Here is a 26745-nt window from a genome sequence, read left to right as displayed (position 1 = left end):
TTTTATTTACAATACAATTCAATGGAAAGCAGAAGAGATTTCATTAAGAAAGCGACCTTATTAACCGGTGCCCTTGGTGTTGCGGGTATATTACCGGCGTCGATACAAAGAGCTATGGCCATCGACCCTAAAGTAGGAAGCACCTTTTTAGATGCAGAACATGTCGTATTTCTGATGCAGGAAAACAGGTCATTTGACCATGCATTCGGTACGCTTAAAGGGGTGAGAGGATTTAACAATCCCAGAGCCATTACCCTGCCCAACCAATATCCGGTATGGCTGCAAAGCAATAAAAAAGGGGAAACCTATGCCCCTTTCAGATTAAACATCAAAGACACCAAAGCCACCTGGATGAGTGCACTTCCGCACTCCTGGGAAAATCAGGTAGATGCCCGTAACAACGGCCGCTATGACGGTTGGCTGGAGGCCAAAAGATCCGGACATAAAGCCTATGCAGATCTGCCCTTAACCATGGGTTATTACAACCGGGAAGATATACCTTTTTATTATTCCCTGGCGGATGCTTTTACGGTTTGCGATCATAATTTCTGTTCTGTGCTAACCGGAACAAGCCCTAACCGCTGTTTCTTCTGGACAGGTAAAATCAGGGAAAAGCAAGAGGAAAGTTCTCTTGCGCATCACTCTAACGACTATATTGATGGTTCAGAGCGGGTATCCTGGAGTACTTTTCCGGAACGTTTATCCAAACATGGGGTAGATTGGAAAATATACCAGAATGAGCTGAGTGTTGGTGTCGGTTTCGAAGATGAAGAAGATAGCTGGCTCTCCAATTTTACGGATAACGACATGGAGTTCTTTAAACAATATCATGTTAAAAGACATCCTGAGCATTTGGTTTACCTGCGTAAGGCTAAAACTGAACTGGAAACCAGATTAAAGGAAAAAGCAGATGCTAAACTTCAGGAGAAACTTCAGTTTGTAAGCAAAGAGATCGATTTCCTGGAGCAAAATCCACTGGAAAAATTAACTCCTGAACAACAGGACCTTCATAAAAGGGCTTTCGTAACCAATAGGAATGATCCTGATTTCCATACACTGGAGACACTGACTTACGATGACAATGGCACGCAAAGGACCACTAAAATTCCGAAAGGAGACGTATTGCATCAATTCCGTGCAGATGTTGATGCGGGCAAATTACCTACAGTTTCCTGGCTGGTGGCCCCTTCGAACTTTTCTGATCACCCCGGGGCACCCTGGTACGGTGCCTGGTATTTATCAGAATCTATAGATATTTTAACAAAGAATCCGGAGGTCTGGAAGAAAACCATTTTTATCCTTACTTACGATGAGAATGATGGTTATTTTGATCATCTGCCTCCTTTTGTGGCGCCAAACCCGAAAGATCCGACAAGCGGAAAAATATCAAAATCACTAGATAGCAGCGCGGAGTATATTTACAAAGGCGAAAACAGCGAAAGAGAAAGTTCGGTAGGCTTAGGTTTCCGGGTGCCGATGGTAGTGGTTTCTCCATGGTCAAGAGGTGGTTACGTTAATTCTCAGACCTTTGACCATACTTCTTCTATTCAGTTCCTGGAGCATTTTTTAACACATAAAACCGGTAAAAAGATCTATGAAGATAACATCAGTTCCTGGAGAAGAAGCTTATGCGGTGATTTAACCTCGGTTTTCAGGCCTTATAACGGAGAACATATTCCTTTACCAAAAGCAGTGGAAAGAATGCCATTTTTGGAAAGCATACACAAAGCTAAATTTGCCAAACTGCCTGATAACTTTAAAAATCTGGATAAAGCCGCTATAGGAGAAATTCTTAAAAATCCGCTACGTAATCCCAATTTGCCGCAGCAGGAACCAGGAATTAAACCCGCGAACGCCATTCCTTATGAGTTGTATGCCCATGCTGCAATGGATCGCGTAAACAAACAGTTAAACATTGATTTTACTGCAGGAAATACTTTTTTTGGAGATAAAGCCAAAGGTGCTGGCTTTATCGTTTACAGCGGGGATAAAAACTGGAATTTCACCGTAGATGCCGGTGATACCATCGATTACAAATGGCCCCTGGCTGATTTTAAAGAGGGAAATTATGATTTAAGGGTTTACAGTTCAAATGGTTTTTACCGCAAGTATACCGGTAATGCACAGGACCCCGAAATTGCAGTTTCTTTAAGATACCAGAGTGAGAAAGATGGCAGACGGGTAAATGGCAATATATTGCTGCACATCAGGCGCCTGGCCAAAGGCAATCCCATTAAATTAACCATAACGGACAACAGCTATAAGAAACCCGTTCTGAAAGCCGTTTTGAATAAAAATCAAGAGGAAATTTTCATTCCGATCGATCTTAAAGCAAGCCATAGCTGGTATGATTTCACCGTAACCGCGGAGAAAAATGATACCTATAGCCAACAGTTTGCAGGGCATGTAGAACATTCAAAAGAAAGTTTTACAGATCCTTTAATGGGTAATCCATAACTGCACTGCCTCAATGTTTCTCTCTGGACATCACTGAAGAGAAACATTGAGGTAATTTAAGCCATCTACTCAAATACTGGTTTTAGAAATGTACGCTCATAACTTATGATACATTTGTTTGCTTCTGCGAGTCTAAAAGTTTCCAGACATTCTGCATCGGTCAGGATCTTAGTTCTATAGCTTTCATAAGCTGCCAGACTTGGAAATGAGAATAGCGCGAATGCAATATTGTTAGCTCCTTCACCGGGCATAAAGTAACCGTGATGTTGCCCTCCAAAGCGATTTACCAGTTGTATCCATTTCTTAGCATAGGCTTCAAAAGCAGTCAATTGATAAGGATCAATAATATATTTTAAATGACAGGTTACCATAATCGTGATCAGTTTTGGTCAAATGTACGGCTCTGCGCTGGTTAGTCCTAAAACAGATTCTCCTGGTCAGTCCGCTTTACGCCAACGAATCTCAAGACAGCACCTTTTCCAATATGATATTTCCCTTCATTTAAGCGTATTTCTCTTTCCCCCAGCATCAGTATATCGTAATTTGCAAAGTCTGCTATTATTTCTTCTTTAGAGAGCAGCATTTCCAGTTCCTTCGGCCCGCCAACTTTAGGATCAAGATGATTCAACACCAGGTGTTCCTTACAGAAAGCTTCTAAAATAACCACACCTCCGGGTTTCAGGCAATCATTAAGTTTTCTATGAAACCGGGACTTCTTATCTGCAGCAAAATGCGCATAAATCAAGCCTATTGCATCAAATGATTCCTTTTCAAAGCTAAGCTGCTCCAGGTCGCCGACAACGTATGCTATATTCACCTTCTTCTCTTTTGCCAGGTCTAAAGCCTTCAACTTGCCTTCTGCGCTGAGGTCAAATGAAGTTACATCCCAGCCAAGCTGCGCCGCGAATACACCATTCCTCCCCTCGCCATCGGCAGGCATCAATATCGTTCCGGGTTCAAATTTTTGAAGCCATTCTTTAAAAAATAGATTAGGGCCTTTTCCATAGACATATTCCTCCTCTTTATAGCGGTCGTCCCACCTGTTTTTGTATTCCTCGTCCCAGGTCATATCAGTTTGATTATTTTTTATAACAAAAGTAATTTCAGTGGGGTACTGAAATGTAGGACAAAAACTTAAATGTATAGGACTTAGCTGAAATTTTGCCGGAAGGACTCGGGTGAAAACCCAGTATGCTTTTTAAAAAATCTGATGAAATACGAAACATCTTCGTAGCCCAGATGATAAGCGATTTGATTGACCTGCCCGGATGTTGCCAGCAGGCATCGTTTAGCTTCCAGGATCATATATTCGTCGATGAGTTTTGAACAGGTTTTACCCAGCATCGTTTTGGCGATCGTATTCAACTGATAGGTAGACAAGTTCAAAAGTTCAGCATATTGGGACACCTGTTTATGCTCAAAAACATGGATTTCTAAAAGCGTCAGAAATTTTTCCAGCATTTCCTGCATATATAGATTAACCGGCGTTAAAGCTTTGCCCTGATGTTGGCGGAAAAGCTCAATAAAGAGAATCTTCATATTTGCTTTAATGACCTCCTGATACCTTTCCTGTTTGTTACTATATTCCTGAAAGGCATCAGTAAGTATCATTAATATCTTTTGAAACCTCTCTGCAGTCAACTGATAATGATTAACATGGCTGACCTTAGCCAATAGCTGATTTGAGTTCTTATCATGAAGTGCATAAAAAGCTTCATTAAAGTGGATCAGGTACCCCCTACTTTCTGCTTTCAAGAGGAGTTGGTGGACCTGTCCCGGCCGCATAAAAAAAACAGCATGATCAGAAACAGGATAAGGGCTGAAATCTATTTCGTGATGACCAGCCCCTTTTTCTAAAACAAGAATGTAAAAGAAATCATGCCGGTGAAGTTCCTGTACCATATCTTTTCCTGCAAGCAGGTTTACGATACTTCTGATACCAAAGTTCAGGGAAAAATCCTGTTCTGTTTGTGATGCTGCAAAGTGTCTTATCGGTATATTTAACCTAGTTTCCAATCCGGTCTTTCAAAATGACAGGTATATCCGTATGGATTCTTCTGTAAATAATTCTGATGTTCCTCTTCCGCGTTCCAAAAGTCTGTTACCGGGACCACTTCTGTTACAATTTGTCCTGGCCATACACCAGAAGCTTCCATCTCTGCAATTAGCGTTATGGCAGTTTCCTGTTGTGTTTCATCCATGAAAAAGATGGCAGAGCGATAGGAAGTACCAATGTCGTTTCCCTGTCTGTTTCTTGTCGTCGGATTATGAATCTGGAAAAAATACTCCAATAGTGCTCGGTAGGACAATTGTGCCGGATCAAACTCGATCTCTATAGCTTCAGCATGTGTTCCGTGATTCCGGTAAGTTGCATTGGGAACATCTCCGCCGGTGTATCCAACTACCGTTGAAATTACACCTGGATAATGCCGGATCAGTTCTTCAACTCCCCAAAAACATCCGCCAGCCAGAATGGCTTTTTCAGTATTCATAAAATTCTCCTTTTTTATAGAATAAAGGTACGGTACCGATCCGTAATTGACAAGGAAGTGGAAATGCTGATTATCGACTGAGGCAAAACTCCTGCTATATTTCGTCAATTTTTACGCTGATTATACAATTCCCGGCCGGAGGAATATCACAGAATACCTTTTTAACATAAAGTATTCGCCAATTGCAAAATTAAGTATTTACAATTAACTGACTATTAAGCGTTTTTATTATATTTGGTTAAGCCTACACCTATTCGTAGCTGAATCTAATAACTTAAATATAAACAGTATGAAAAATTTAAATGAGGTTCAAAAATTATCAAGAAAAGATTTAAAAAACATTATGGGAGGGGGTAAAATACCTCCTGCTGGCTGCAGTTGCTTTTGTTATACCAACCATGTAAAATCAAGCCACTCCTGTACTTCTTATTGCCCTGACGGGGCAATACCAGGTTTAGACTCTATTCCTCCGGGAGGTTCAGGTGCTGATTGTGGTTTGCCTCCACCATTGAACTAGTATCACGATAAAACAGGAATGCCTTTAGAAAATTTCTAAAGGCATTCCTGTTTAAATTTATTTTTTCCGAATTGGCTATTCCTGTAAAAGGGCTATACCAATTCGTAATAAGATGAATTCAGTTCTTTATTTGCTTTTTCTGCCTTTTCAATCGGAGCATAATCCGATAAAACCAGCGCTTTATTCTTTTTAATACAAACATCATGTTCAAAATGTACAGATGCCTTACCATCTACTGTTTTTACAGTCCATCCATCTTCCATCGTATAGATATGTCTGCTTCCTAAATTGATCATGGGCTCAATAGCCAAAACCATATTTTCTTTCAACATGATACCGGTTCCTTTCCTGCCATAATTAGGCACCTGAGGATCTTCATGCATATCTCTGCCCAGTCCATGTCCAACCAGTTCTTTTACTACGCCATATCCTTCATTTTCATTATAAACCTGGATTGCATTGGCAATATCCCCTACACGTTTTCCTACTACAGCCTCTTTTATTCCTTCGTATAAGGACTCCTTGGTCACCCTTACCAGTTTCAATATGGCCGGATCCACTTCACCTAAAATAAAAGTATAAGCATGATCTCCATGAAAACCATTTTTATAAACACCTACATCTACGGAGATAATATCCCCTTCTCTCAACGGAGTATCATTTGGAAAACCATGAACTACTGCATCGTTTACCGAAGTCGTAATATTGTATGGATAGCCGTGAAAGTTTAAAAAAGAAGGTGTTGCCTGTTGATCAGCAATAAATTCGCCAGCAATTTTGTCAAGTTGAAAGGTCGTTAATCCGGGTCTCAGAATTTTAGCAATCTCGGCTATTGTTGCACTCACCAACAATGCACTAATTTGCATCAATTCTATTTCCTCTTCAGTTTTATAAATAATCATACTTTGCAAAGATACTTTATCAAAATAAATATTTTGCTAATTGTAAATTTACAATATTCAATTTTACATAAGCAGCAGGCAATTTTAATAACCTGATTTGGTCTTTTATGCAGGGAAATGAAAAAAGCCTTAGATTTCTCCAAGGCTTTCTATTTCTAAAGGATGGTTTTTATTCCTGCCAGGCAATGGGAACATAAACGGTTACATAACCATCAGCATCAACCATTTCCGGAGATAAAGTAACGATGACATTTCCATATCCGGTCCAGTTTCCCTGACCTTCAATGGCGTTAAACTCATAAGTTCCACCCGGTAGGTCTTCTATAATTCCAGGCAATTGGTAAGGCAGAAAAATTCCCGCTGGAGAAGCATTCAGTCTACAGTCAAATTCATCATTGGTATTGACATTCGTCGCAGTAAAACCGGGGCTATCGGTATAACCGGTAGTCGAGACACTGCCATCCAGGTGTTTAAAACCAATGCGGACCTGATAAGTATTGACCCTTTGTTTTGTACTCTTCTTTACAGGGGTTTCGGCTATATTTGCATAGCCGGTTAAAGACACAACTGATAATAAAATCAGGCAAATTGAGATGATCTTTTTCATAATAAATGGTTTTGTGTACTTAAAGATCAAAAAAAAATCGCAATTATTTATTAAATCGCCGGTTATCCTATTATTAAGGAGCTTTAACCCTGAGGTACCTGATATTTAGAAAAAATCCGGCAGCGAACACAGCATGTCCCCGCTACCGGATTAAATTCAGAAGAGATAAAAATGTGAGCCAGTTTATCCTGTTTTGCCAATAGGTTCACTCCAGCGGTTCAGCTCCTGATTTTTAGGATGAACGGCCGGACATGCTTCCGAGGGCAAACGAATTTTCTTGCTCAGACTACAGCCGCATAATTTGCAAACGCAATCCGCTACTCTTTTTCCAATTTGCGCTTTGGACTTTGAAGTAACCAGCTTTTGAAGCATCGTTTCCGGCTTTGAGATGTACTCACAACCCAAACAGGCATTTTCTCTTGTTTCCAGCACCTCCTCATCGACTGTGGAAAATCCCGCCTTACTCCAGCGCAGGAGTGCTCCGGACGCTTTTTTCAAGAGTTCTGTATTGGTTATTTTAGCCGCTTCCGCCTCAGGTTCAGCATAATGATCGTTTCCCGGGTCATCGAGCAATGCCTCCAGAAAGTCCGGGGCGTTCCGGCAGGTAATTAAATCATTGGCAAAATCCGGATCCTGAATTGCCCTGCGCATGGCATTTTCAGGGATTCTCGTCTTCATTCCCAGGAAAGCCGCCATACGGTCGCACATGTCCTGAAAAGAATCTGTTGGTTTGATATCTAATATGTCTTGAATCATAACTGGCTTTTCTTTATAAAAAAGCTGTTTTTAAACAGCTTTTTTTAGTTTAACACAAAATTACCTCCATTTTGGCCTATGATAACCGGTTGCTGATTGACAGACAAAACTCCTGTAACGACCAGATAGTATTCGGTAACCGGTGCGACGTCCGCCACAATATTTGCCTTTTTCGGGTCATTCTCATCTACTGATGCGGAATAAGCAATTACTGCCGGATCAAAAAGATAATTACCCAGGGCAGCAGCGGTCTCCGGATCTATCGGCAGGTTAAATGTAACCGTCACCACCGGATGTTCTGCACCTTTAGCTAAGGTTGCAGATACGCCTAATACTGCGAGTGCCGCATCAGGAGGTCCACCGGCACATTGTGGGATCGGAAGCCCTTTAATGGAATTTTGCAAAGTGTCTATGCGACAATCTAAACTCACTCTTCCAACCGGATTTCTCTCTTTCTTAATGTAACTGAATACGGTTTTGATTTGTCCAAATGCAAGGTTATAGTTTTTAACCGCATCAGGTGCAAAGAAGAACAAGCTTAAGAAAACCGGATACACATCATAATCTGCCTGAGCAGTCAGACCGACCGGGTTAGGCTGTGTTTCTTTATCATATAACGCGGCAACCAAATGTGCAATCGTCATGGCGATTCCATGAAAATAGATTCCCTCTACTAATGTCCAGCCAAGATTTAAAACCACAAATTTCTGGTCATATTCCTCAAATGCATATGCATTTGGCGTTACATTATTCCGGTCGTAATAAAAGGTGATATCCGGATAAAACCCACTAAACAACCTGAACAGGTAACGGACGCTTGGTTCGGCCACACCCTGACTTGCCGGGTATATAGGGCCGGTATACAACAGTTCCAGTGCCTGATCTTTTGTGATGTAAGAGATCGCATGTTTAGGAATCGTTGAGGATTTATCTGGATGAAACAGGGTAAACGAATCTACTTCATGCTCTTCCGATTTTCCTGAGGCATAAGCACCGAAAGGGGTGGTTGAAAGGTGTGTATTTGCCTCACTGTAGGCTTTAGTTCCAAATACCGGAGCATCAACATGAGCATCATTTAAAAGACCGTTTTTACTTGTTAAACTGATCTGTGTTGAATAATCTCCAACTACAATTCCGTTTGCAAGCAACAAATGTCCATCCAAAGATGTAGCCCGTTCTGTTGATGTGGCAATATGATGAACACCTTTTTCAAACATTCCTACTTCCAGAGATACAATAGGGGTGGTACTTCCATCTTCAAGGAGCAGCACATCTTTTCCAGGCACTAGTTTCTGAGCTTGTTTCAGGGTTCCATCTTTCATCAGGAAAGGCTGAATCCCTGTTACCAACAGGTAGCTGGAATCCGCATTAAGAATATGAAAGATTCTTTCCCCTACTACCGCCGGTACCGCCAATAGTTTACTGATCACATCTGAATTTGCATTGCGGACCATCATCAGGTTAACCAAACCATCGATGCCGATAAAGTTGTTTGGTGGGGTGGATAAGATTTTAAAATAAGCGTCTGCCTGTGCCCGGGTAACAAACTTGGAGACAAAATCTTCGGGCCTTACGGTAATACCCGTTTTCTGATCTCCAAAATGAATTTTAATCAATCTGTTTTTGCCATGGGCTCCTGTTCCGGAACTAAATAGAACTGGCTTTTGTACCCATTTTTTCAGACTTGCATCTGTAGCTACCCAAACCGGATCGTTAATCACAAAATCCTGAACAGCTTTCGTCACACTTTCCGAAACGGCAATCGGTGTTCCATAGGCAAAGCAACTGCAACAGCAATAGCAACCCGGATCAGCAATCGGGATGAGTGAGCCTATCCCATTCGGGCAGACTCCGTTAACTTTTAAACGTTCGAACTGCCCCGTGCAGTTACAAAACTGATGCCCATAACTGATGGTGTCATCACAATGAATTACGGTACAATAACCCCAGGGATCTCCTGAAGCCTGACTTGCTGCCAGAGCAGCGTCACATTCTGGCCAATTAGACATAATTTTTGGTTTTTAGGGTGATAATTATTTAAAGTTGTTGTTTTTCATTTTTTCAATCCTTCTAAATCCTCATAGGCACTCCTTTCTTTAAAATCCTAATGAATACTGAGTTAGATATCGCTCGTATAACCAACAAACAGGATGGCCTCGATTAATTTTGCAGGATCAAGCTGATTGTTACTGCACAATTGAGGTAGCTTATCGGTCACAAATATTAAGGACCAGTCCAGCCCCAGCCATTGGGTAATCGTAGCCAGATCAGCATCACTTACCGTTCCCTGGTTGTTCTGAATACTTACAGGTACCGTCACATTGCCGACCTTCAGCAACAAACCATTTGTATTACTGCTCACTACTGCGCCCGGGGCGGTTCCCAGATCTATGATGATCTGGTTGAGCTGTACATTTTTAAGGTTCGGCAAGACCATATTATAAGCAATAGGGAAAGTCAGTTTTTGTTGTTTATTGATATCCGGAGGAGTCTGGAACAGCTGATACCAATTGTTTGCAAATGCCTGGGCGAGGTTGAAGCTGGTAATCCGGATGTTCTGATATTGCTTATCACTGCCCGAATACAGACCCGTTACGTCCTGTCCAAAGGAGCTTCCGCCATCCTTCGCTGTATATTTTACCGATAAAATCACATCAGAAATACTGGCAAAGTCAATCTGGTTTGTTGCTGGCGGCATGGACAACGTCCAGCTGGACACCGCACCTGTGGCTTCAAAAGGCAGGTAACGCGGATCGTCAAAATTCAAAGCAAAGACCCCTGAATCATCGACTCCTTTTGAAAGGGCTATTTGCTGACTGGAAGCCCAGTTCTGGCGTAAAGCATTAGCTGCCGGAGTTGCAGGTGCATTACCTGATTTCTGAGGCGCAGTCTGATAAATTACATAATTAACCACTTCCTTATCAGGAATCAACACTACCAGGTTAGTGTTTTGGGTGAGGGTAGCATGAATGTTCTGATATGGACCAATTACAGCAGGAATAGATACGGAAACAGATTTAATCCGGCGACAATAATGGCTTGGAAAATCCCGGTCGTACAGTTCTTCCGTAAGCGAGAACATCAGTGTTCCCCGGTTACTTCCTGATAAAAACGCATAAAAGGCTTCCGGATTCAGTGATTTCAGTGAGATGGTTTTTTCAATCTCCATCCGCCGTTTGTTATTCTCCGTATACGCATTGTCCAGCTGGGCAATGGATAGTTTTAATCCATCAGCCGCGAGCAGGCCTTTATGTAGGGAATCCCAGTAACCAAAAGTAATATAGGCGTCATTACGATCAAGCTCATACTGATAAGACATCTGGGCGGTCAGCGCAGTATCTAATGCCAGCTTATAGGCCTGGAAATATACTGCCGATAAGCGACTGATCATCCACTGATAAAGCTCCTGATTGGTAAACTTATTCTGGTAGAAGCTGATGAGGTCCTGGTTTTGTTCAATACTTTTCTTTTGGATCTCAATTTCCTGCTGGCTGGAAGTAATATTGGTCTGCAGGCTTAGTATCTGATCCTGAATCTGATTGATATCGAACTGGGCGGTCTGCTGTTGTAACTGCCAGTCTTCTGCCCTTCTCTGGAACTGTCCGATGGTTTCTGCCGAACTCCCCTGCTGACTCAGGATCTGAGAAGTGGTCTGCAGCATTTGTGCGCCCATATTGATGGCATCACCAAACTTCATTCCCCCATCAGAAAAGCCGAAAATACAAGGAGCAAGATAACCCGCAATAGAAACCCCCTGAATACCAGCCATTACCTCCTGCACTTCGATGCTGGATTGCATAAAGGCCAGTGCAGAATTTTCCGCAGCATTAAATCCGGCATCGATCATTGTGGTATAAAAAAGATTCCTGTTTTGTGCACTTTGAAGGCTTTCCTCCATTCCGGACAACTGGTTCTGTAAGCCTTCCAGTTGCTGATTCTTAATCACCATCGTCATGTTCAGAATGGTTTTCGACTGGTTCAGGCTCAGCACCGACAAAGCTTCGGCATCTGATTTCTCCAATGCACTTAAAAGGCCCGAGCCAAATTCACTCACCAGTTCTGTATAAGCCCTAGCTCGGTCAATCAAATAAGTAAAGCGGTAGTAAGAGATATTTTGCTGCTGCTGACTGGCTACTCCCAACACATTGCCCCCCTGAGCAGATGCCCGCACCAGGTCCATTGGGTTAAGTGGTGGCTGAAACAAAGGCAAAGGTTTGGCTACCCCATCTATGTTAAGGCAATGACGGATTTTATAAAGGCGGTCTTCAATACGATCCCAATAGGCAGAAAGATCCTCATTGTCCGGAACACCGAAATAAAAGCCCAGGTCGTTAAATGGCTTAGCCGGGTCACCTGCAACGGGTTGGATCGGCCCGGTAGCAGAAAGATGTTCCATGTCTATCAAAAACTGAGGAATATCCCCATCTTTATATTTAGCCGCAATGTCCTGAAAGGTTACCGGAAAGGGGACCTCACAAATCCCGACATCCACTGGCCTTGGCCCCAGAAGGTCAGAAGCATAACCGTAATACATTCTTGCCATGGTTATTGATTCCCAGGAGTATTGTGCAAACTCAAAGTCGCCCCAATCCAGCAGGTTATCAATATATTTCATCATGATCGTTTTCTCGTATGCACCGATTCGCAAACGGGCAATCGCATCCGGATCAAAAGGATCATCATTGTATACCGCAATCTGTGCACAACTGCTCAGGTTTTGCAACAAGGTTTGCAGCGTATAATTCCGGAAAGGATTAAACTGCCAGGCCCTCACTTCCGGCTTGTTGACGTAATAATTATTCAAGAGATTTAGCACTTCAGTTCCCTGGTCCAGAGGTAAGGCCAGCAACAGACTTAAGGCATATGGAGAGGTATTGAGCACTAATGAAGTCACCCTTCCTTTATCATCAATATATTGATTGGGCGGAGTTTGCAGAATCGGATAAAAGCCTTCCATTACAGATGCACTAATATCCCGCGGCCGTTTGGCTACAAAAACATCTACAGTCAGGTATTTGTTCTGCATCGTTGGATTGAAGATGTATTGCAGCCAGCTTTCCGCATCTTCGAACCGCTGGTTGCTGTTCAGCATTGCTGCGACCAGGAAAGGCGTATGGAAAAACAACTCCCAGTAATACATCCCATAAGGTCCGGTAAAATCTACTTCCTGATTCGCAATAATGGAAGGCTGAATCACTACAGGGCCGGTTAAAGGAGCAGCAAGTAAACTGGTATTGGGTTCCAGGTTACTGAATGGTTTCTTAATCGTTACCGGCGGTTGCTGAATATCCAGTGCAAGTGCAGCATCAATACCTCCAAAAGTCATCGCCTGACTGATGGAATTAATTGCGCCGGTAGAGAGTCGTTCTACCTTAAACTGAAGAGAATAAATGTTATCCTGATCATATTGAATCAACTTACCCGGAGCAGAATCCGGTTCATTGGGATAGGCATACCCCAGTGCAACAGGCAGATAAGAACTCAGGACACTGATCACGCTCGCCACTTCAAAACTATATGGCTTCAAGGAAAGCAATGCTCCAATGGAAAATACAGTTACGTTTTCCATTAATTTCTGATTAACCAGGCCGTTGGTCAGGATATAATTATTAGGTGCTGTGGAAAGAATGCCAAAGTAAATTGCAGATTGAGCCGGGGTGATGTAAGGCTGATTGGTACCGGGATCGACAGCCAGTGTGACAAAAGAATCCTGAGTGATGATACTTGCGGCAGATTTTAAGACCGCCACAATATTGATTACTGTGGGGTCTGTCGGTGTCAGGCCAATCAAATGCCCAATAGCGAAGGTCGTAACCCCCTTAACCAGGGTAAAATTTACCGAACCATCTGCCAGAATATAAGCGTTTGGAGGGGTACTCAGGATATTGAAATAGGTCTCCGACTGATCTTCAGTCACGCTGAGTGATACAAAACAATCAGGCGTTAATGTGGCAGTAATCCTGATCTGCTGATCAATTTTATCATAGTCTTTTACCACCACTTTTTGCGTGGCCTGTCCTGCCACGGTAAGTGTATCATAGATTGCTGTTCCATCGGCAAGTGGTACAGCCAGTAATTTAGAAATGGAAAAAGCAGTTGCATTCTTTAGCAGCGCATTATTCACGGTTCCATTTGGAAAAATGTAATTATTCGGATCGGTGGATAAGATCACAAAATAATTTTCCGACTGACTCTTATTGATGGTTGCCGATACAAAGGAATCTCCGTTCAGTACCGTCAATTCTGTTTCGACCACATTGTTGATGGCCGTTACTAAAAAAGCTTCATCATTATTATCGAGGATAAAAGTATTCGGCTGATTTTTCACCGGCACCACTTCCGCATTGTAAGAGAGGTTTGAAAACAAGACCAACGACCCGTAGTAAAGGTTATAAAACTGGTTTTGTACCAGTACAGCATGGTCTTCAGAGATCACCAATTCCGATGAAATACTGGACACACTTAAACTCAGCGCAGCCTTGGTAATCTGGTTATTTCCATCGATGATCCCAGGCATATTCTTAAGGATCTGCGACCGGATATATTGGGACTGAACGAAATCAATATAGGGTACAATCACGAAACTGGAATCCGTGACCACCTGAGGGCCCGTTAGCAATTCCGTATATCCGTTATCAATACCGTTACAGTTGTTGGCCACGATACTCGAATAATTCGTTTGCGCCACAAGGCAGGTATCGCTGATGGATGCCGTGAAGGTCGGCGGCATAAAGGTAGAGAGTGTATTGCTGGCCAATACCAGATATTCATTTTGGTTGAGGATAATCTGATTGGTCAATACCTCATCCACCACATAATGACCGCATAATGGAATATAACCTTTCAGGTTAAAATAATCCATCTGCTGCAGGTTGAAGTAATCGTTCTTGAGCATATCCTTAAAGGCATATACTGCGGTCGAATCATTCACCAAATTTGGTATTACTGGTATTTTATCCAGGTTACCATAAGTACCCAGGGGACCAAAATAAACGATCAGTTTTTCATCGGGTGCTTTAGTATTCCCGATATAATTATCGGCCTGCGTATTGATTACAGAAACCCTGGTCCAGCAAGCCGCATCTTTATTCTTGAATTCTTTGGCAAAGGAACCATAAATACCCGTGTCCACTGAAAGCACATTCACCACTTTATCGGCAACGAGTGTCTGTGGCTGAACCCATTGCTCATTGAAGTTATAGTAAGAATACTTAATGGATGCCTTTGTAATGATATTGGAATGGGTGGTAATGGATGTTTTGTCTCCTGTTTCACCGGTTAAACCAGCACTGTCTTTAATGTTGGTCAGCTCTACCCAAAACACAAATAATTTGTTGAAGGCATAAACCGGGGTTACATGCCGGGCATCGATCTTGATATTGATATTTTTCCATTCCGTCCATTGATATTGAGCGCCTCCGCTACAGTTACCTACTGTTTCTCTGGTAATGTAGAAAAAGTGATAGGGTTGTTCCTGAGTACGGGCAAACAGAAACAAGGTGTCAATGGGACCTCTTTCTTTATCTACTACAATTGTCTGGTAGGCATCGACGTAACGTAATTTGGCAAAAACGGAGAAATCGTCCAGGTATTTCACATAGGCTGTTTCCACCAGACCAGTGGTCACCTCTCCCTGCATCAGCGTATTCTCCAGATCATCGAAAAGTGAAGTCTTAGATTTTCGCAAACGGGGATCGATATAATTTTCAGGATATACAAAGATTTTGCGGTTCGCCTCCCAGACCCGATAGCTCATCATCCATTCCCACCAGACATGTGGAATATCCAGGGGACTGATATGAATGTCTTTCTCCAGATTTAAGCGACAGCGCTGCAGGTATAATTGCGCAGCATTTATTGCCTCTTCTATTAAAGAAATATCAGAACAACCACCAGTTTCCGGATCGATCAACAGAAATTCATACAGGTTATTCGGGGTCTTGATGTCCTCCCATATTTTGCCAAGCACCGAAATGCTGAAATGCAACATGGCATCTCTTTTTTCTCCTTCGATCTCTGCGTTAATCGCTCTGTATTGGTCCTGTATGGCCTCTGAGCTGGTCGTAGCCTGAAGCGTTAACAGTAATTTTGAGGCCACATCGTTGTAAACCGGCCAGTTTGTTATGGTTGCAGGTAATGAGCTCGTCTGATTTACCGTCTGCAGGAAATAAGTATCGATACCCAGGGTATTCGCCAGGTCAAACACTGCTTTTACAGCGATCACCTCTCCAAGTGTTTTACAACCATCAGGGTTGTTCAATACAATTTTGACTACATTAAGGTATTGCTGTTTATTCCAACCGGTTAACGCACAGAGTTCATCCTGTAGTACCGCTACCGGCGGTGGTATAGCGGCCCATACCTGGCCAAAATATTCGATTAGCTTATTGTCTGTATCGCCCAGAGACTGCACTACTGGTTTAAGGTTAGCGACCGTCAATACCGCAGTATAGGTATACGTATTGTTTCCCACAAGGCCGTAAGCTGCCGGACTAAAACAAACGCTGGATAGCTGTTCATCAGTAAGTCCGGGAATCCTTTGCAGCATCAATATTTTGGATACATTAAGAAGGAAGGTTTCTGCCTTTTCTGTGGAGACCGCATCAGGCGAAGCAATAAAAGGCTCCAGATAAGCAAGGTCAGCTCCCTTAACCGCATCAATCGCCAGGCTGGCCGTGCTGTCTTTTACACTGAAAAATGCTCCGATCTGATTGGAAAACACATCAGACTGGTGGCTCTGAAGCGTGCTGAGCTGAGAAACTACAAATGCCTGCTGATCCGAATCGGTGAGTGATTGCATGCTGAGCATGATGGCCAATACCGCAGCCTGCTGAGCGGCATCAATGGGTACCAATGGATTGCCGATCAGAATCTTTGTCCAATCCGTTTTTGAGGGATCGGTCAGGATTCGGCCTTTATCACTAATGATCTTCTGGGTTTGTAAAGCGGCATAAACCTGCTCTGACTCTTCCGTTGTCAGGAGAGGGCCGATAAAATCATCTTTTTGAATCAGGGTACCTATATAAATAGATGCCCAGTTGGCGTCGGTAAGACCGGAAGAGTCCTTAACTACCAATCCATAAATATCGATATAACCAAGGGAAACGAGGCTTTGGAAAAGCTGTGCAGAATCTTCTGCGGTTATGGTGTTTGCAGCAAAACTATCCGGCAGACAAGCACTGGCAGTTAATAGTACCCGCAGGGTTTTTAAGAATTCAGGAACTGCCGAAATCCGGTATCCGTTGTTCACATATGGACTGATCAGCAGGCCATTTTTCTGATTCACCAGGTAATCTATATCGTATACGGTAAAGCCTGTATATTTGATGCTGTTAGCCGTATTTAATATGCGCAGGACCGCATCTCTGTCTAAAACAGGCTGAATCTGTGCAGGCTGCCCCGACAAGGTATACCCCAATAATTTCAAGAGTAACACGTAGCGGTCTATCGTGGTGTTTAACTGTTTCGCCAGCACGATATGCCGGTATAATGCAGACAAGTTGGAAACCGTCAGCTGAATCGTGGCTACCTGACCAAAGATTGCCAGTGCGATGGCCCTGATGTTATCCTGTGAGGTTGGAATTCCACGGATAATCACCTGTCCCTGGGCAACCAACAGCTTTGTGGGGTCTGTAGGGTTTGATTTATCGTACAATTCCTGATCCACTACAAAAAGAACCGGATGATCGGTATAGAGTGGATTTACAAAACTGGTTGTCGCAGTTGCAATCAGCGGGCGGTAGAATTTACCTGTTTGCTGCAAAATCGCGGGCGAATTAAACAACTGGTCAAAAGGTGCTTCTGACAGCGGCCCCTTGCCCATTCCTATCGTTCTGATATCAAACCACATGCAGGTTAACAAGCCCAGGTCCGGCCCAAACTGTTCCATACATTCTTTGACTTTTGCCAGCTCGATAAATGTGCCATCACTAATGTCGTTCGCACCTAGTAATGTCGTTAATACCCAATTGGTATCCACATAAGTCCATCCCGTAAGTGCAGACAGGCGGATAAACCGGTTCATATGATCCAGTGTATCCAGGTTTTGCAATGCGATGGTATCTCCGGTTACATTGGAGACAATTTTCAGGTATTTTTTTTCGGCAAGGGGGGCATTAATATATAGGCTATGAGGAATGATCCCCTGAGTAGATGTTCCGTTCAAGGTACCATTCCAGGCAGTAAGTTCCCATGGCATGCCCAGACCTTTACTCCATTTCCCCGTAAAGGACGTTCCGTCATCACTGAAAGTAAATTCAATATCTCCCTTGGTAAAGTCTACAAACTGGGTGGCGCTGGTCCATTGTCCCCTCATCACCTGGCCATCCATCGTTCCCCTGATGTGTCCGTCTGTGGCATAAGTTCCAGTAACATCACTCCCCTGCTGATCTAATATCAACGTCGGACCAAACATAGAAGGCGTATAATTCCCCGTCACATCAAAAATCTCTTTTGCACTTAAATTCTGTGTCAGCGCGTCCTTTAAACCGGCAAGCAACAAACTACTTTGTTTCAGGTAAACATCAACACGGTCCAGGCCTTTTAAATCATTGGCAGTAAGGGTTAGTCCATAGTTGGCACTTTCTACCGCTGCCAGATTTGCAGGATTAGGCTTTTTGAGGTTATTCAGCGTCTCCACAGAAAGCATCAGAATTTTCCCTGCCTGATCAACAGTCAGGATATTATCTTTTGATAACACCGCAGAAACATCCGATAGGGCTAGGTTTTGATTGCCCAATACCGCTTCCATCTGTTGCAGTGGCAAGTTAAAAGGCAGGTTAAAAGGAAAATAACTGTTGGCCAATGTCAGGTAAACATCTCCTCCTATTAAGCTGTTGCTTTGTGTTAATGCATCTTTCAGCGTATTGGCCAGGAGGTTGTTGACAATCTGCAGATAAGGAATCAGGGTATTGGTATTTTCACAGGTCAGTTCAATTTTTTCCAGATCCGGCCTTCTGTCAAATAAGCGGAGACCATCGGCAATATCAGGATTGGCCCTGGTGATCCCCTTCTCTATAATGCTAAGCAGGTCTACCAGATAAGCTGCGGCACCAAAAATAGAATTACACTCTTCACATTCACAGTAATCCAGACTTCCGAAATAGTCCTGATAGCTGGCCATATCCTGAAAAGTTCTACCTAAACTATCATCAACAGGATTGAACAGCATTGTACTGAAATTTGGAGAAGCTGCTATACTTTTGACAGAGGCAACCAGGTGCATGACCCGGCTTTTGCAATGCAATGCCGATCCGTACAGTTGACTGGCAATCTGGGCTCCATCATCGCCGAACCGGGTACCATAGGTCTTTACAAAAGTAGTCTGGCCAATGTTGGTGATTTTGATGCTGGAATCCAGCTGGTCTGAAATCAGCTCATTGGCTACGTTTACATCCGGGTAAAGACGTAATACCCGCTGGTAAGCCATCAGTTTCTTTAAGCCCGTTCCTTTTAACAGGCCTTTAGTATTCAGTAATGCGGCAGATTCTGTATCTAAAAAATTAAATTTCAGGATATCGAAATCCGGATTCATCTTGTAAAAAGATTTGAATTCAGGATGTTGAAGCGTTAATTTATTTTTGTCCATGGCTTTATGGTTTAATTCCCGTTTTATCTGTTTATGATTATTTGTTACAACCCCAGGTTCCGTTTTTCCTTCTGCCGACATAGTATTTGCGTATTTTATGGTCGCTCCCCTTGGCAAAGGATATATCTGAATCTCCTTCAGTAAACTTTTTCTTTTTTGCTGTGTGGAAGAGTACGCCATGATCAAGGGCCCCACCCCCATTATGTGTGGGCGCATCAGCAGCAAAGACTTCCATTTCGGTCCTTTTCCTTTTTTTGGCAGAAGAGGTAAACGTATCCGCATCCTGATTGGCATCCCCGGCAAGCAGTGTAGAAGAGGTTGAGGCCGATCTGTCCATCACACTTTCCAGGTGTTTTGCGGCCAGCTTAGGTACACCTGAGACCAGGTGAATATTAAGCAGGTTCAAGCCCTCCACCTGTGCAGCCAATGCGGGCCTGAAGCGCCAGCTTTTATCGTCATCATCCGCCCGGACCAGATGTGCATCCTTAATCTTGTAGAGGGATAAGATCATCAGGTTTTTACTTCCGGTTTCCACGTGGGCATAGTGCACCGTCTGACTCTTTGTTGTGGTCGTACCTCGTTGTTTTTTCTGCACGACTACACTACCGGTTGAGACACCAGTAAGGGCACTCGGTACCGCTCCCCTTGGGGCACTTCCCGCCTCCTGTACCAGTAAAACATCCGGACCACGCCGTTCCATCGTATACGATCCCAGTGCCCGACCGTCTTTATTCTGCGTATTCCAGGAATGCACCACCAGTTCACTTTGCGTATTGCTAACAGGCGGAGGAGCAGAAAATGTAGCCGTATCTTTGGCTACGGTGTGTAGATATTTACGCCTTTTCTCATTTGCAATGGCCACTGCCCCCTTCGCTTTTTTCTTTAAACCATCCTCATCACTGTCTGTTACCGGATTCCCTCCTACAAAAGCAAACAGGTTCAACCCATCTACCGTACCCGCAGGGTCAGGATTAAGCCACCTGCCGAGCCAGGAGACATAATAGCGTCTGCCATAATAGTAAAGGCCCGTACTGTTGTCGCATTCCTTACCAGAATACCGGTATACTTTAAGAGCTACATCAACCTGGTTAGGTCCGGCGATAAATGAAGTTCCTCCATAGGGAAAAAACTCTTCATAACTGATCAGTAGTCCCTGTTCATCCAGCTCTAAGCCGACAGAGCCGAGGTTATTATCGAGCTGATACCTCAGCTGATCTGGTGCCGGCTGGATTTCATTGCCGGCGGGGCCTCCGGCAATCCAATGATAAACGATGGCTACACATCTGGAATCGTCCATAATGCGGAGGCATTGTCTGTTCATGGTTACGGTTCTTGTGCCATCCGCATTTTGAATTCCGCTGTGGAGGCTTTCATAATTACCGAAGTAAAATGTATCCTTATAATTGCAAGAACCGGCATTGATGTACAATTCGTTTACTTTCCGCGTTCGCTGTTCCAGAAAGTCATATACATAATAATCCGCATCATTTGCTTCAGCCGGCCGTTCGATCACTGCCGCAGAAACTAAATTTTCACAGCAATTGTAAACGAGGGATACCACGTTGTTGATGGACAGCTGCTGCTGGTTACCAGAGGCATCATAGCTGAGTCCCTGCAGCCGGTTGCAATTGTCCAGTACCGGAGTTTCCACTGTCCATGGGGAGGAAACAGCGAGATGCTGTTTCTTAATCAGGTTTCCGGAGTCATCATAGGCATAGTTTTCTGTGTAGTTTTCTATAGCCTGTATATTGCTCAGTGGTGTCTGACTGAATTTTGATTGCATGAAGCTCCCCTCAGTGGTGTTGTTTTTATAGGTATTGGCCGTAATTCCAGGATGTTGCCTTCCTGAGGCCTGAATGAGGTAGTAGAGTGAATCGTAATTGTAGCGGGAAACCGGATCTACTTTCTGGTTATTGTTAAAGATCACATCTATCGAAGAATCACGGGTGCAGGTAATGTTACCAACAGGATCATAGGTATAGGCGATATCCTGTACCACTTTCAGAGAAGGTGACAGGCCTGTCTGGCTAAAAATACGCAATAGCCTCAGCGTGGAAGCTTCATAACTAAAGGCAGTTTTTAGTCCGTTTCCATATTTTACCAGTGTCCGCTGCCGGTTGGCATCATAGGTAATATCTTCTATAATAGTGGTGTTGACACTGTTTGTAGTCAGGACAATGGAATTCAACATTCCTTCCTGGTTATAGGTATTAGTGGTGGTATTCCAGACTATATCCTGATCCTGAATGGTTTCAGTTAACAAAAGGTTCAAAGCATTATAACTGAAAATTTTGGTGCAACTGCCCGTATCCAGCGGTACGGTCTCATGCCAGTTAATGGCCGTTTTGTAAACACTGGTCATTTGCCTGTTCGTTTCCAATACACTACCCAGCATACTATAAGCATCGTTGGTGAGGATACCGGACAGATCCTTGAGGATATAAATTTGTCCGCGCAGGTTGGCATTTGTAGGTGCCGCAGGGTCTTCCCCATAGGTGAAGACTTCTACCAGGTTAAAGTTGTCAAAGCCGGTGATGGGATCTGTGCCCGGCACTTTCTTAACGAGCAGCTCTGTTTGTCGCTGTAATCCATCATAATAGATCACCTGACAATAGTCCCGGGGGCTCAAAGACCAGACCTGGTTGTCAAAAATATTACTAAAATGCCTTTCTATCCCGGCATCAGCACTATCTGTCAGCATCGGGTTTCCGGCAGTCATGGCATACTGGTACCTGAAATTATAATAGCTGGTCCCTGTATTTATATTGCTGGCATAAAGGCGGGGATCTATCTCTGTTAAGCGCCTTCCCTGAATATCCAGTGCATAAAAAGTAATCAGCTGACGGATGGTTTGCTGATCGTTCAGTACCTGTATCGTTCTGATCTCGTTCCCGATATTATCTATTATTGAGCTGGTTGGGGTATTGTAAAAACCAGCGGCCATCTCCAGCGCTTTTTTCTCTTCAATTTGATCTGCTGTTGGCTGTACCGGATAATTGGCCATGAAATTCTGATAATACACCGAGTCTTTTACGGTATCATCTTCGTCATAATGAACCTGCTCCCAGGCGTCAAACTCTACTTTTGAGAAAAAACCTTTTGGTGTATCTATCCTGATTACCCTCAGTAAAGGGTCATATTGCGTGATTTCCGGTGGTGGTACCTGATATAAGCTGGTGATTTCTTTTTGTGTCTGGTATAATGGGGTACTGCTGAAATACGGTAAATAGCTTTCGCAGACCTTTCCTTTATTGTTGTATACGCTACGTCCCGAAACCAACCATCTGGAGATCGTATCTTCTGGTTCCACCTTTGTTTTAATGGCCAGATTACGGCCCAGGCCATCGTTATATGTAACGACTGCCAGACAAGAAAAATCATTTGTCCCTGCCGGGCCAATTGCATAATTCCGGCGCTGAAGATGAATGGAGTTTATGGGTTGTTTCCGAATCGCATAAGCATTGATGTCGTAATAAAAATAACTGCCAGCGCCTTGCAGATAATATTCCATGTTCTGCTCATCTTTGATTACGGAATCGAAGTCTATAGGCTGCCCATTAGGAGCTGTGGTTCTTAAAATATATTCTGCCTGCAGGCTTCCATATGGATACAAAAGTATATCCCCTGCCCGCTGGCCATTTTCTGTTCCAAACAGTGCAGTTACGATCACCTGGCCCAATGCGTCAAACAATGCCTGACTCACATTTCCGTTTATGTCTACCATTTGTTTTATTGCCATCGCCTGATAATCAATGCTGACCTCTACCACATTGGTCACGGTGGGTGATATATAAGAAGTGGTGCTGATCACTGCCAGATCATAGGCATCATAAGCAACTGTACTTTTGGTGTTGAGTACGGAATCAGTACCGGATGGCAGGTAAAATCCGGTTGCATCACGATAAGACTGGATCAATCCCTGATTCTCCCAGTACGCACTTTGAGAGTCATATACATATCCACCCAATTGTCCGATAGCCTCTTTGGTAAGCCGCTGTCCGAACATGCTGCTGATGTTGTCATTGGTAAATTCAGCTGTAGCAATATGATGTAACAGCACCTGTGGCGATACCTGACCAAAAGGCAGAACCCCGGTTCCGGGATCGCAGTAATAAAAGCTGCTCTTGTTCAGCTGCCCTGCCTGCAATCCGGAAGAAGGCTTAGTCAGATAAGGGATGATGTTCCCGAGCGCCGTCTGAACGCTGATAAAGATATCCTCAAATGAAAAATAACCGGAAACGGGGTTTTGAATGCCGAACAGGTTAAAGCCCTGTTCTTCATATTTTATCCCCCGGAGACGCATAGTAAAATCGGTATCCGGGCTATTGTAATACCGTTCAGTCGAAATGATGCTTTTTACCAGATATTGTTCCGGATAGGTTTGATTGAGCTGGCCACGTCTTGGCAAATAGACAATGCAGGAACGCAGCGGCTGACCGCAAAGTGGATCCGTTTCCAGCACGAAATACTGTTCCACCCTTGGATCCATATAATTACGCTCATAATGATAAGTAATGCTTTCGCGGGGGCTTAGCATAAATACAGCAAGCGATTGTTCTGCTGCCGACTGGATCAGTAGTAAACTGTAGTTCGATTCTTCAACCGTATAGGGATTAGCCGATTCAGGAGTTCCATCCAGCGCATATACCTCTGTACGCAAAATACTAGACGAAAGTGCCTTATAGGCCTGCAGGAAGGTTTTTTCATTACTGGTATAGATATCTGCCGAGAAATGACTGTTGGGAAAGTTATAGGCAGCCGTATCCTTGTTAAAATAATCCTTTTTATACTTTGCCATTAACATCTCGTACTCCAGCATCGGGGCGCCATTCAGGTACCAGGATTTGGTATAAACCGGAGGGACAAATAATTCCTGATTTAACTCCGTTGCTGGATAGTCAGGATTTGAATACCCTGCCTGAAACTCTTCATAGCTTTCCGTATCCCATGATTCCACAAAACCAAATCCCAGGAATTGCTTCTGATCCGGATTGTAATATCCATCGTGATACTTGTATTTAGAGACATATTTTGAGGAGCTGAGCTGCTCATAAAGGATGACTTCCTCTACTACCTGCACTGGAAAAGGCAATTTGGTTATCCAGGGAGTTCCCCTTAGTTTATCGTCCAGAAAAAATTGAGTGGAGCTGCAGTAATTGATATAGCTTACTGAGCCCATATTGTTGTCTATTTCATTTAGCAAATAAGGCTTTAGCGATTCCTTTAAGCTTCCGTCTGGCATTTTAAACTCACCTGAAAAATTATAGTAATAATGCCTTGGGGCGATTGCTATTTTCGTAAAAACCAGGCAGGCCGTACCATTTCCCAGGATATCGGCAAAGCTGATCTGATCTATGGTGTCAAAAAGTTCAGGCAGCTTAATCACCACCGCATCTGAAAATGAATTCCCTGATTCGTTCAGGAACAGCTCCACACGGTCAGGATAGACATAAGCCAGATCAGTAGTACCCGAGCCATCTACATCCGTTAAAAAAAGTCGGTTGACATCAAAGTTCCCGTCGAATACAGGTGCATTGGCTAAGGTCACTTTTTCACCAAACTTCCCGTAGCCGAGGCATGGCCAGCATTCTACGGAGCCGCTGCTGATTTTCACACGATGCGAAAGTCCGTCGCCAAACAGACTGGAAAATGTCACCAGCTCCTGTTCGTATTGAGGCTTGATCAGTGGAAAATCATCCTCAGCAGGGATATTTAGTGCAGCGCTGTATCCTTTTTTTCCGTCCGAAGGATAATATTGGAGATTATTTGTTTCTACCAGCAGCAGATCACTTTTACCATTGGCAGACAAGTCCACCAGCTCCATTTTCGGATCAGCGATCACATTGGGATGTTGCTCAAAGGGCACAAAATTATTCCATCCACCTTCCAGGGCTCGTTGGTAAAACCCCGAATTTCCGGGTACATTGACGACCAGTTCCAACTGTCCATTCCCATCGAGATCTGTAAGAATGGATTCGTTTTCCTGTATATTCCGATAAACAGGAAAACTGGCATTGGGTTGGGGCAATGCATACTTACCATTACCAAGCGGCTCGATATACAGGCTCATTAAATTATTGCTGAGCAGGAAACCAGGCAAGCCTTCCCCATTCAGGTCTACCGGTAAAAAACGGGTCGGTTTAAAATACCCTGGAATGGTATCCTCCCCCATCCTGAGCATTCTAAATTCAGGTGTAATTGGCGGCCGAAAACCAGAATAACCAAATTTTAAAGGAGGCAATAATTGCGGTTCAGTCAGTTCTTTTCTAAATCCTTTAAGGCTGACCTCAGTAAGCATAGACATCCCCTGGAATTGTACAGGAGTATATTGTTGGATATTTTCATAGGTAAAAGCAATTTCCTTGACTACCAATGGTGCTCCCAGCTCATCAGGAAAATGATGAACAATCTGTATGTACTGACATAAGCGATAGGTTCTGATCTCAAAGCCGCTATTATAAAATGAAAAAGGATCAGGCCTGCAGACCCAGCTTTGCTGAGGAGCCTGCATCGAAGGCTGTCCATAGTTAAAGCATACTTCAAATGCGAAATTCAGCTCCCCACCGGCATCGGTATAGTTACCGTATTGTATGGTATCGATATAACGATTAGCCGTATTGCTCCGATTGACTTCACATATGTTATCAGGAACATTGATTGCATTTTCTGCTACATAATTGTAAATGATCTGGTTTCCCTTATTGTCCAGTGCACTGTCAATCAGCCATTCAAATATCTGGCTTTTGTTATCCGGGTTCGCTATCCGCGTAGTCAAACCATAATAGCTGGTGGTATTGCCTGCGGAGATCACTTTCCAGAAGGACAATCCCGTATCTCTGTTCTGCCAGTGTTCAATTTGTGAAAAAGAACCTTCCATCTGTGTGATATAAATCGTCACCAGGCAATCCTGCTCCTTATATTTATCCTTGCGTGGATTAGGTATGGCCAACGTATTGTTTTGTACCACCAGTATGGCTCCGTCCAGTTCATGCTGATCTGTTCCGTCATATTTAGGGATCCTCTTATTAGACTTGACGGAGATTTTTGATAGGGACAAAGAAAAGCCGAGGCCAAAAATTCCGTTGCCGGCACCGGAACTGTAATCAACGCTCAACTGTGGTTCAAAACCTCTGGCTTCGGTAAGCGGCATAGGAATGCTGTACGTTCCCGCTCCTGAGAACAAATTGGCTTTAAAAGAATCGCCCAGGCCATGGGCTGCTCCTCCTCCTTTAGGGAAGGAAATTTCTTTCAGGGAGATTTTTGTGTTTTCTGAAGTGCTTTTATCTGACGCGAACATGTTAAATTTCATTATGTTATTTCATAACCTATCCAGGCCTACTCAAATAGGTATCAATTAATGATAGCTGGAAACAGTGGCGGCTTTTACTTAAGGGATCGGTCTATACCAATAGCGATTGCTTGTAATA

The 26745-nt window shown here is 43.4% G+C and carries 12 protein-coding genes; 2 read left to right on the top strand and 10 right to left on the bottom strand.

Annotated features, from left to right (window positions below; genetic code table 11):
• Positions 1–21 precede the first annotated feature (21 nt).
• Positions 22–2457 carry a phosphocholine-specific phospholipase C gene (locus BFS30_RS15270; RefSeq protein WP_069380084.1) on the top strand — a complete coding sequence of 812 codons (2436 nt, stop codon included), beginning with the start codon at positions 22–24 and terminating at the stop codon, positions 2455–2457.
• A gap of 65 nt (positions 2458–2522) precedes the next feature.
• Here BFS30_RS15270 and BFS30_RS15265 read toward each other — a convergent pair whose 3' ends face one another.
• The 4 genes from BFS30_RS15265 to msrA form a co-directional block, all read right to left on the bottom strand.
• Positions 2523–2828, bottom strand: coding sequence for an NIPSNAP family protein (locus BFS30_RS15265; protein WP_069380083.1), 306 nt, complete (start codon positions 2826–2828; stop codon positions 2523–2525).
• Positions 2829–2875: 47 nt separating this feature from the next.
• Positions 2876–3526 (bottom strand): class I SAM-dependent methyltransferase, encoded by a 651-nt coding sequence (locus BFS30_RS15260; protein WP_069380082.1) that lies wholly within the window; start codon positions 3524–3526, stop codon positions 2876–2878.
• Between the two features lie 80 nt (positions 3527–3606).
• Positions 3607–4473, bottom strand: a complete 867-nt coding sequence (locus tag BFS30_RS15255) for a helix-turn-helix domain-containing protein (protein ID WP_083252064.1) — start codon at positions 4471–4473, stop codon at positions 3607–3609.
• Positions 4458–4949, bottom strand: a complete 492-nt coding sequence (msrA, locus tag BFS30_RS15250) for a peptide-methionine (S)-S-oxide reductase MsrA (protein ID WP_069380081.1) — start codon at positions 4947–4949, stop codon at positions 4458–4460. Before msrA ends, BFS30_RS15255 begins: the two co-directional genes overlap by 16 nt.
• Positions 4950–5238: 289 nt before the next feature.
• Here msrA and BFS30_RS27755 point away from each other — a divergent pair, with 289 nt between their 5' ends.
• Positions 5239–5466 carry a hypothetical protein gene (locus BFS30_RS27755; protein WP_157262932.1) on the top strand — a complete coding sequence of 76 codons (228 nt, stop codon included), beginning with the start codon at positions 5239–5241 and terminating at the stop codon, positions 5464–5466.
• Between the two features lie 92 nt (positions 5467–5558).
• Here BFS30_RS27755 and map read toward each other — a convergent pair whose 3' ends face one another.
• The 6 genes from map to BFS30_RS15220 all read right to left on the bottom strand — a co-directional run bounded on the left by map (position 5559) and on the right by BFS30_RS15220 (position 26627).
• Entirely contained in the window at positions 5559–6368 is an 810-nt protein-coding gene (map, locus tag BFS30_RS15245) for a type I methionyl aminopeptidase (RefSeq protein WP_069380080.1), read from the bottom strand.
• A gap of 169 nt (positions 6369–6537) precedes the next feature.
• A complete protein-coding gene (locus BFS30_RS15240; RefSeq protein ID WP_069380079.1) occupies positions 6538–6975 on the bottom strand; it encodes a hypothetical protein in 438 nt (145 codons plus the stop codon).
• A 183-nt stretch (positions 6976–7158) separates the two neighbouring features.
• Positions 7159–7731 (bottom strand): hypothetical protein, encoded by a 573-nt coding sequence (locus BFS30_RS15235; protein ID WP_069380078.1) that lies wholly within the window; start codon positions 7729–7731, stop codon positions 7159–7161.
• Between the two features lie 44 nt (positions 7732–7775).
• Positions 7776–9740, bottom strand: coding sequence for a hypothetical protein (locus BFS30_RS15230; RefSeq protein WP_069380077.1), 1965 nt, complete (start codon positions 9738–9740; stop codon positions 7776–7778).
• 110 nt (positions 9741–9850) lie between these two features.
• Positions 9851–19318: a neuraminidase-like domain-containing protein gene (locus BFS30_RS15225; protein ID WP_167353148.1), complete on the bottom strand. Its 9468-nt coding sequence runs from the start codon at positions 19316–19318 to the stop codon at positions 9851–9853.
• 37 nt (positions 19319–19355) lie between these two features.
• Positions 19356–26627, bottom strand: a complete 7272-nt coding sequence (locus BFS30_RS15220) for a SpvB/TcaC N-terminal domain-containing protein (RefSeq protein ID WP_069380075.1) — start codon at positions 26625–26627, stop codon at positions 19356–19358.
• Positions 26628–26745 lie beyond the last annotated feature (118 nt).

Origin of the sequence: Pedobacter steynii (assembly GCF_001721645.1) — a bacterium.
In the GTDB taxonomy this organism is placed as follows: Bacteria; Bacteroidota; Bacteroidia; order Sphingobacteriales; family Sphingobacteriaceae; genus Pedobacter; species Pedobacter steynii_A.
The sequence above is the reverse complement of the archived record's forward strand: the minus strand, read 5'-3'. Positions and strand labels throughout refer to the sequence as shown.

Bases quoted from the DNA above. Each gene is read 5' to 3' on its own strand.
- BFS30_RS15240 (WP_069380079.1), bottom strand. From the start codon at position 6,975: ATGAAAAAGATCATCTCAATTTGCCTGATTTTATTATCAGTTGTGTCT.
- map (WP_069380080.1), bottom strand. From the start codon at position 6,368: ATGATTATTTATAAAACTGAAGAGGAAATAGAATTGATGCAAATTAGT.
- BFS30_RS15220 (WP_069380075.1), bottom strand. From the start codon at position 26,627: ATGAAATTTAACATGTTCGCGTCAGATAAAAGCACTTCAGAAAACACA.
- BFS30_RS15265 (WP_069380083.1), bottom strand. From the start codon at position 2,828: ATGGTAACCTGTCATTTAAAATATATTATTGATCCTTATCAATTGACT.
- BFS30_RS15225 (WP_167353148.1), bottom strand. From the start codon at position 19,318: ATGGACAAAAATAAATTAACGCTTCAACATCCTGAATTCAAATCTTTT.
- BFS30_RS15270 (WP_069380084.1), top strand. From the start codon at position 22: ATGGAAAGCAGAAGAGATTTCATTAAGAAAGCGACCTTATTAACCGGT.
- msrA (WP_069380081.1), bottom strand. From the start codon at position 4,949: ATGAATACTGAAAAAGCCATTCTGGCTGGCGGATGTTTTTGGGGAGTT.
- BFS30_RS27755 (WP_157262932.1), top strand. From the start codon at position 5,239: ATGAAAAATTTAAATGAGGTTCAAAAATTATCAAGAAAAGATTTAAAA.
- BFS30_RS15260 (WP_069380082.1), bottom strand. From the start codon at position 3,526: ATGACCTGGGACGAGGAATACAAAAACAGGTGGGACGACCGCTATAAA.
- BFS30_RS15230 (WP_069380077.1), bottom strand. From the start codon at position 9,740: ATGTCTAATTGGCCAGAATGTGACGCTGCTCTGGCAGCAAGTCAGGCT.
- BFS30_RS15235 (WP_069380078.1), bottom strand. From the start codon at position 7,731: ATGATTCAAGACATATTAGATATCAAACCAACAGATTCTTTTCAGGAC.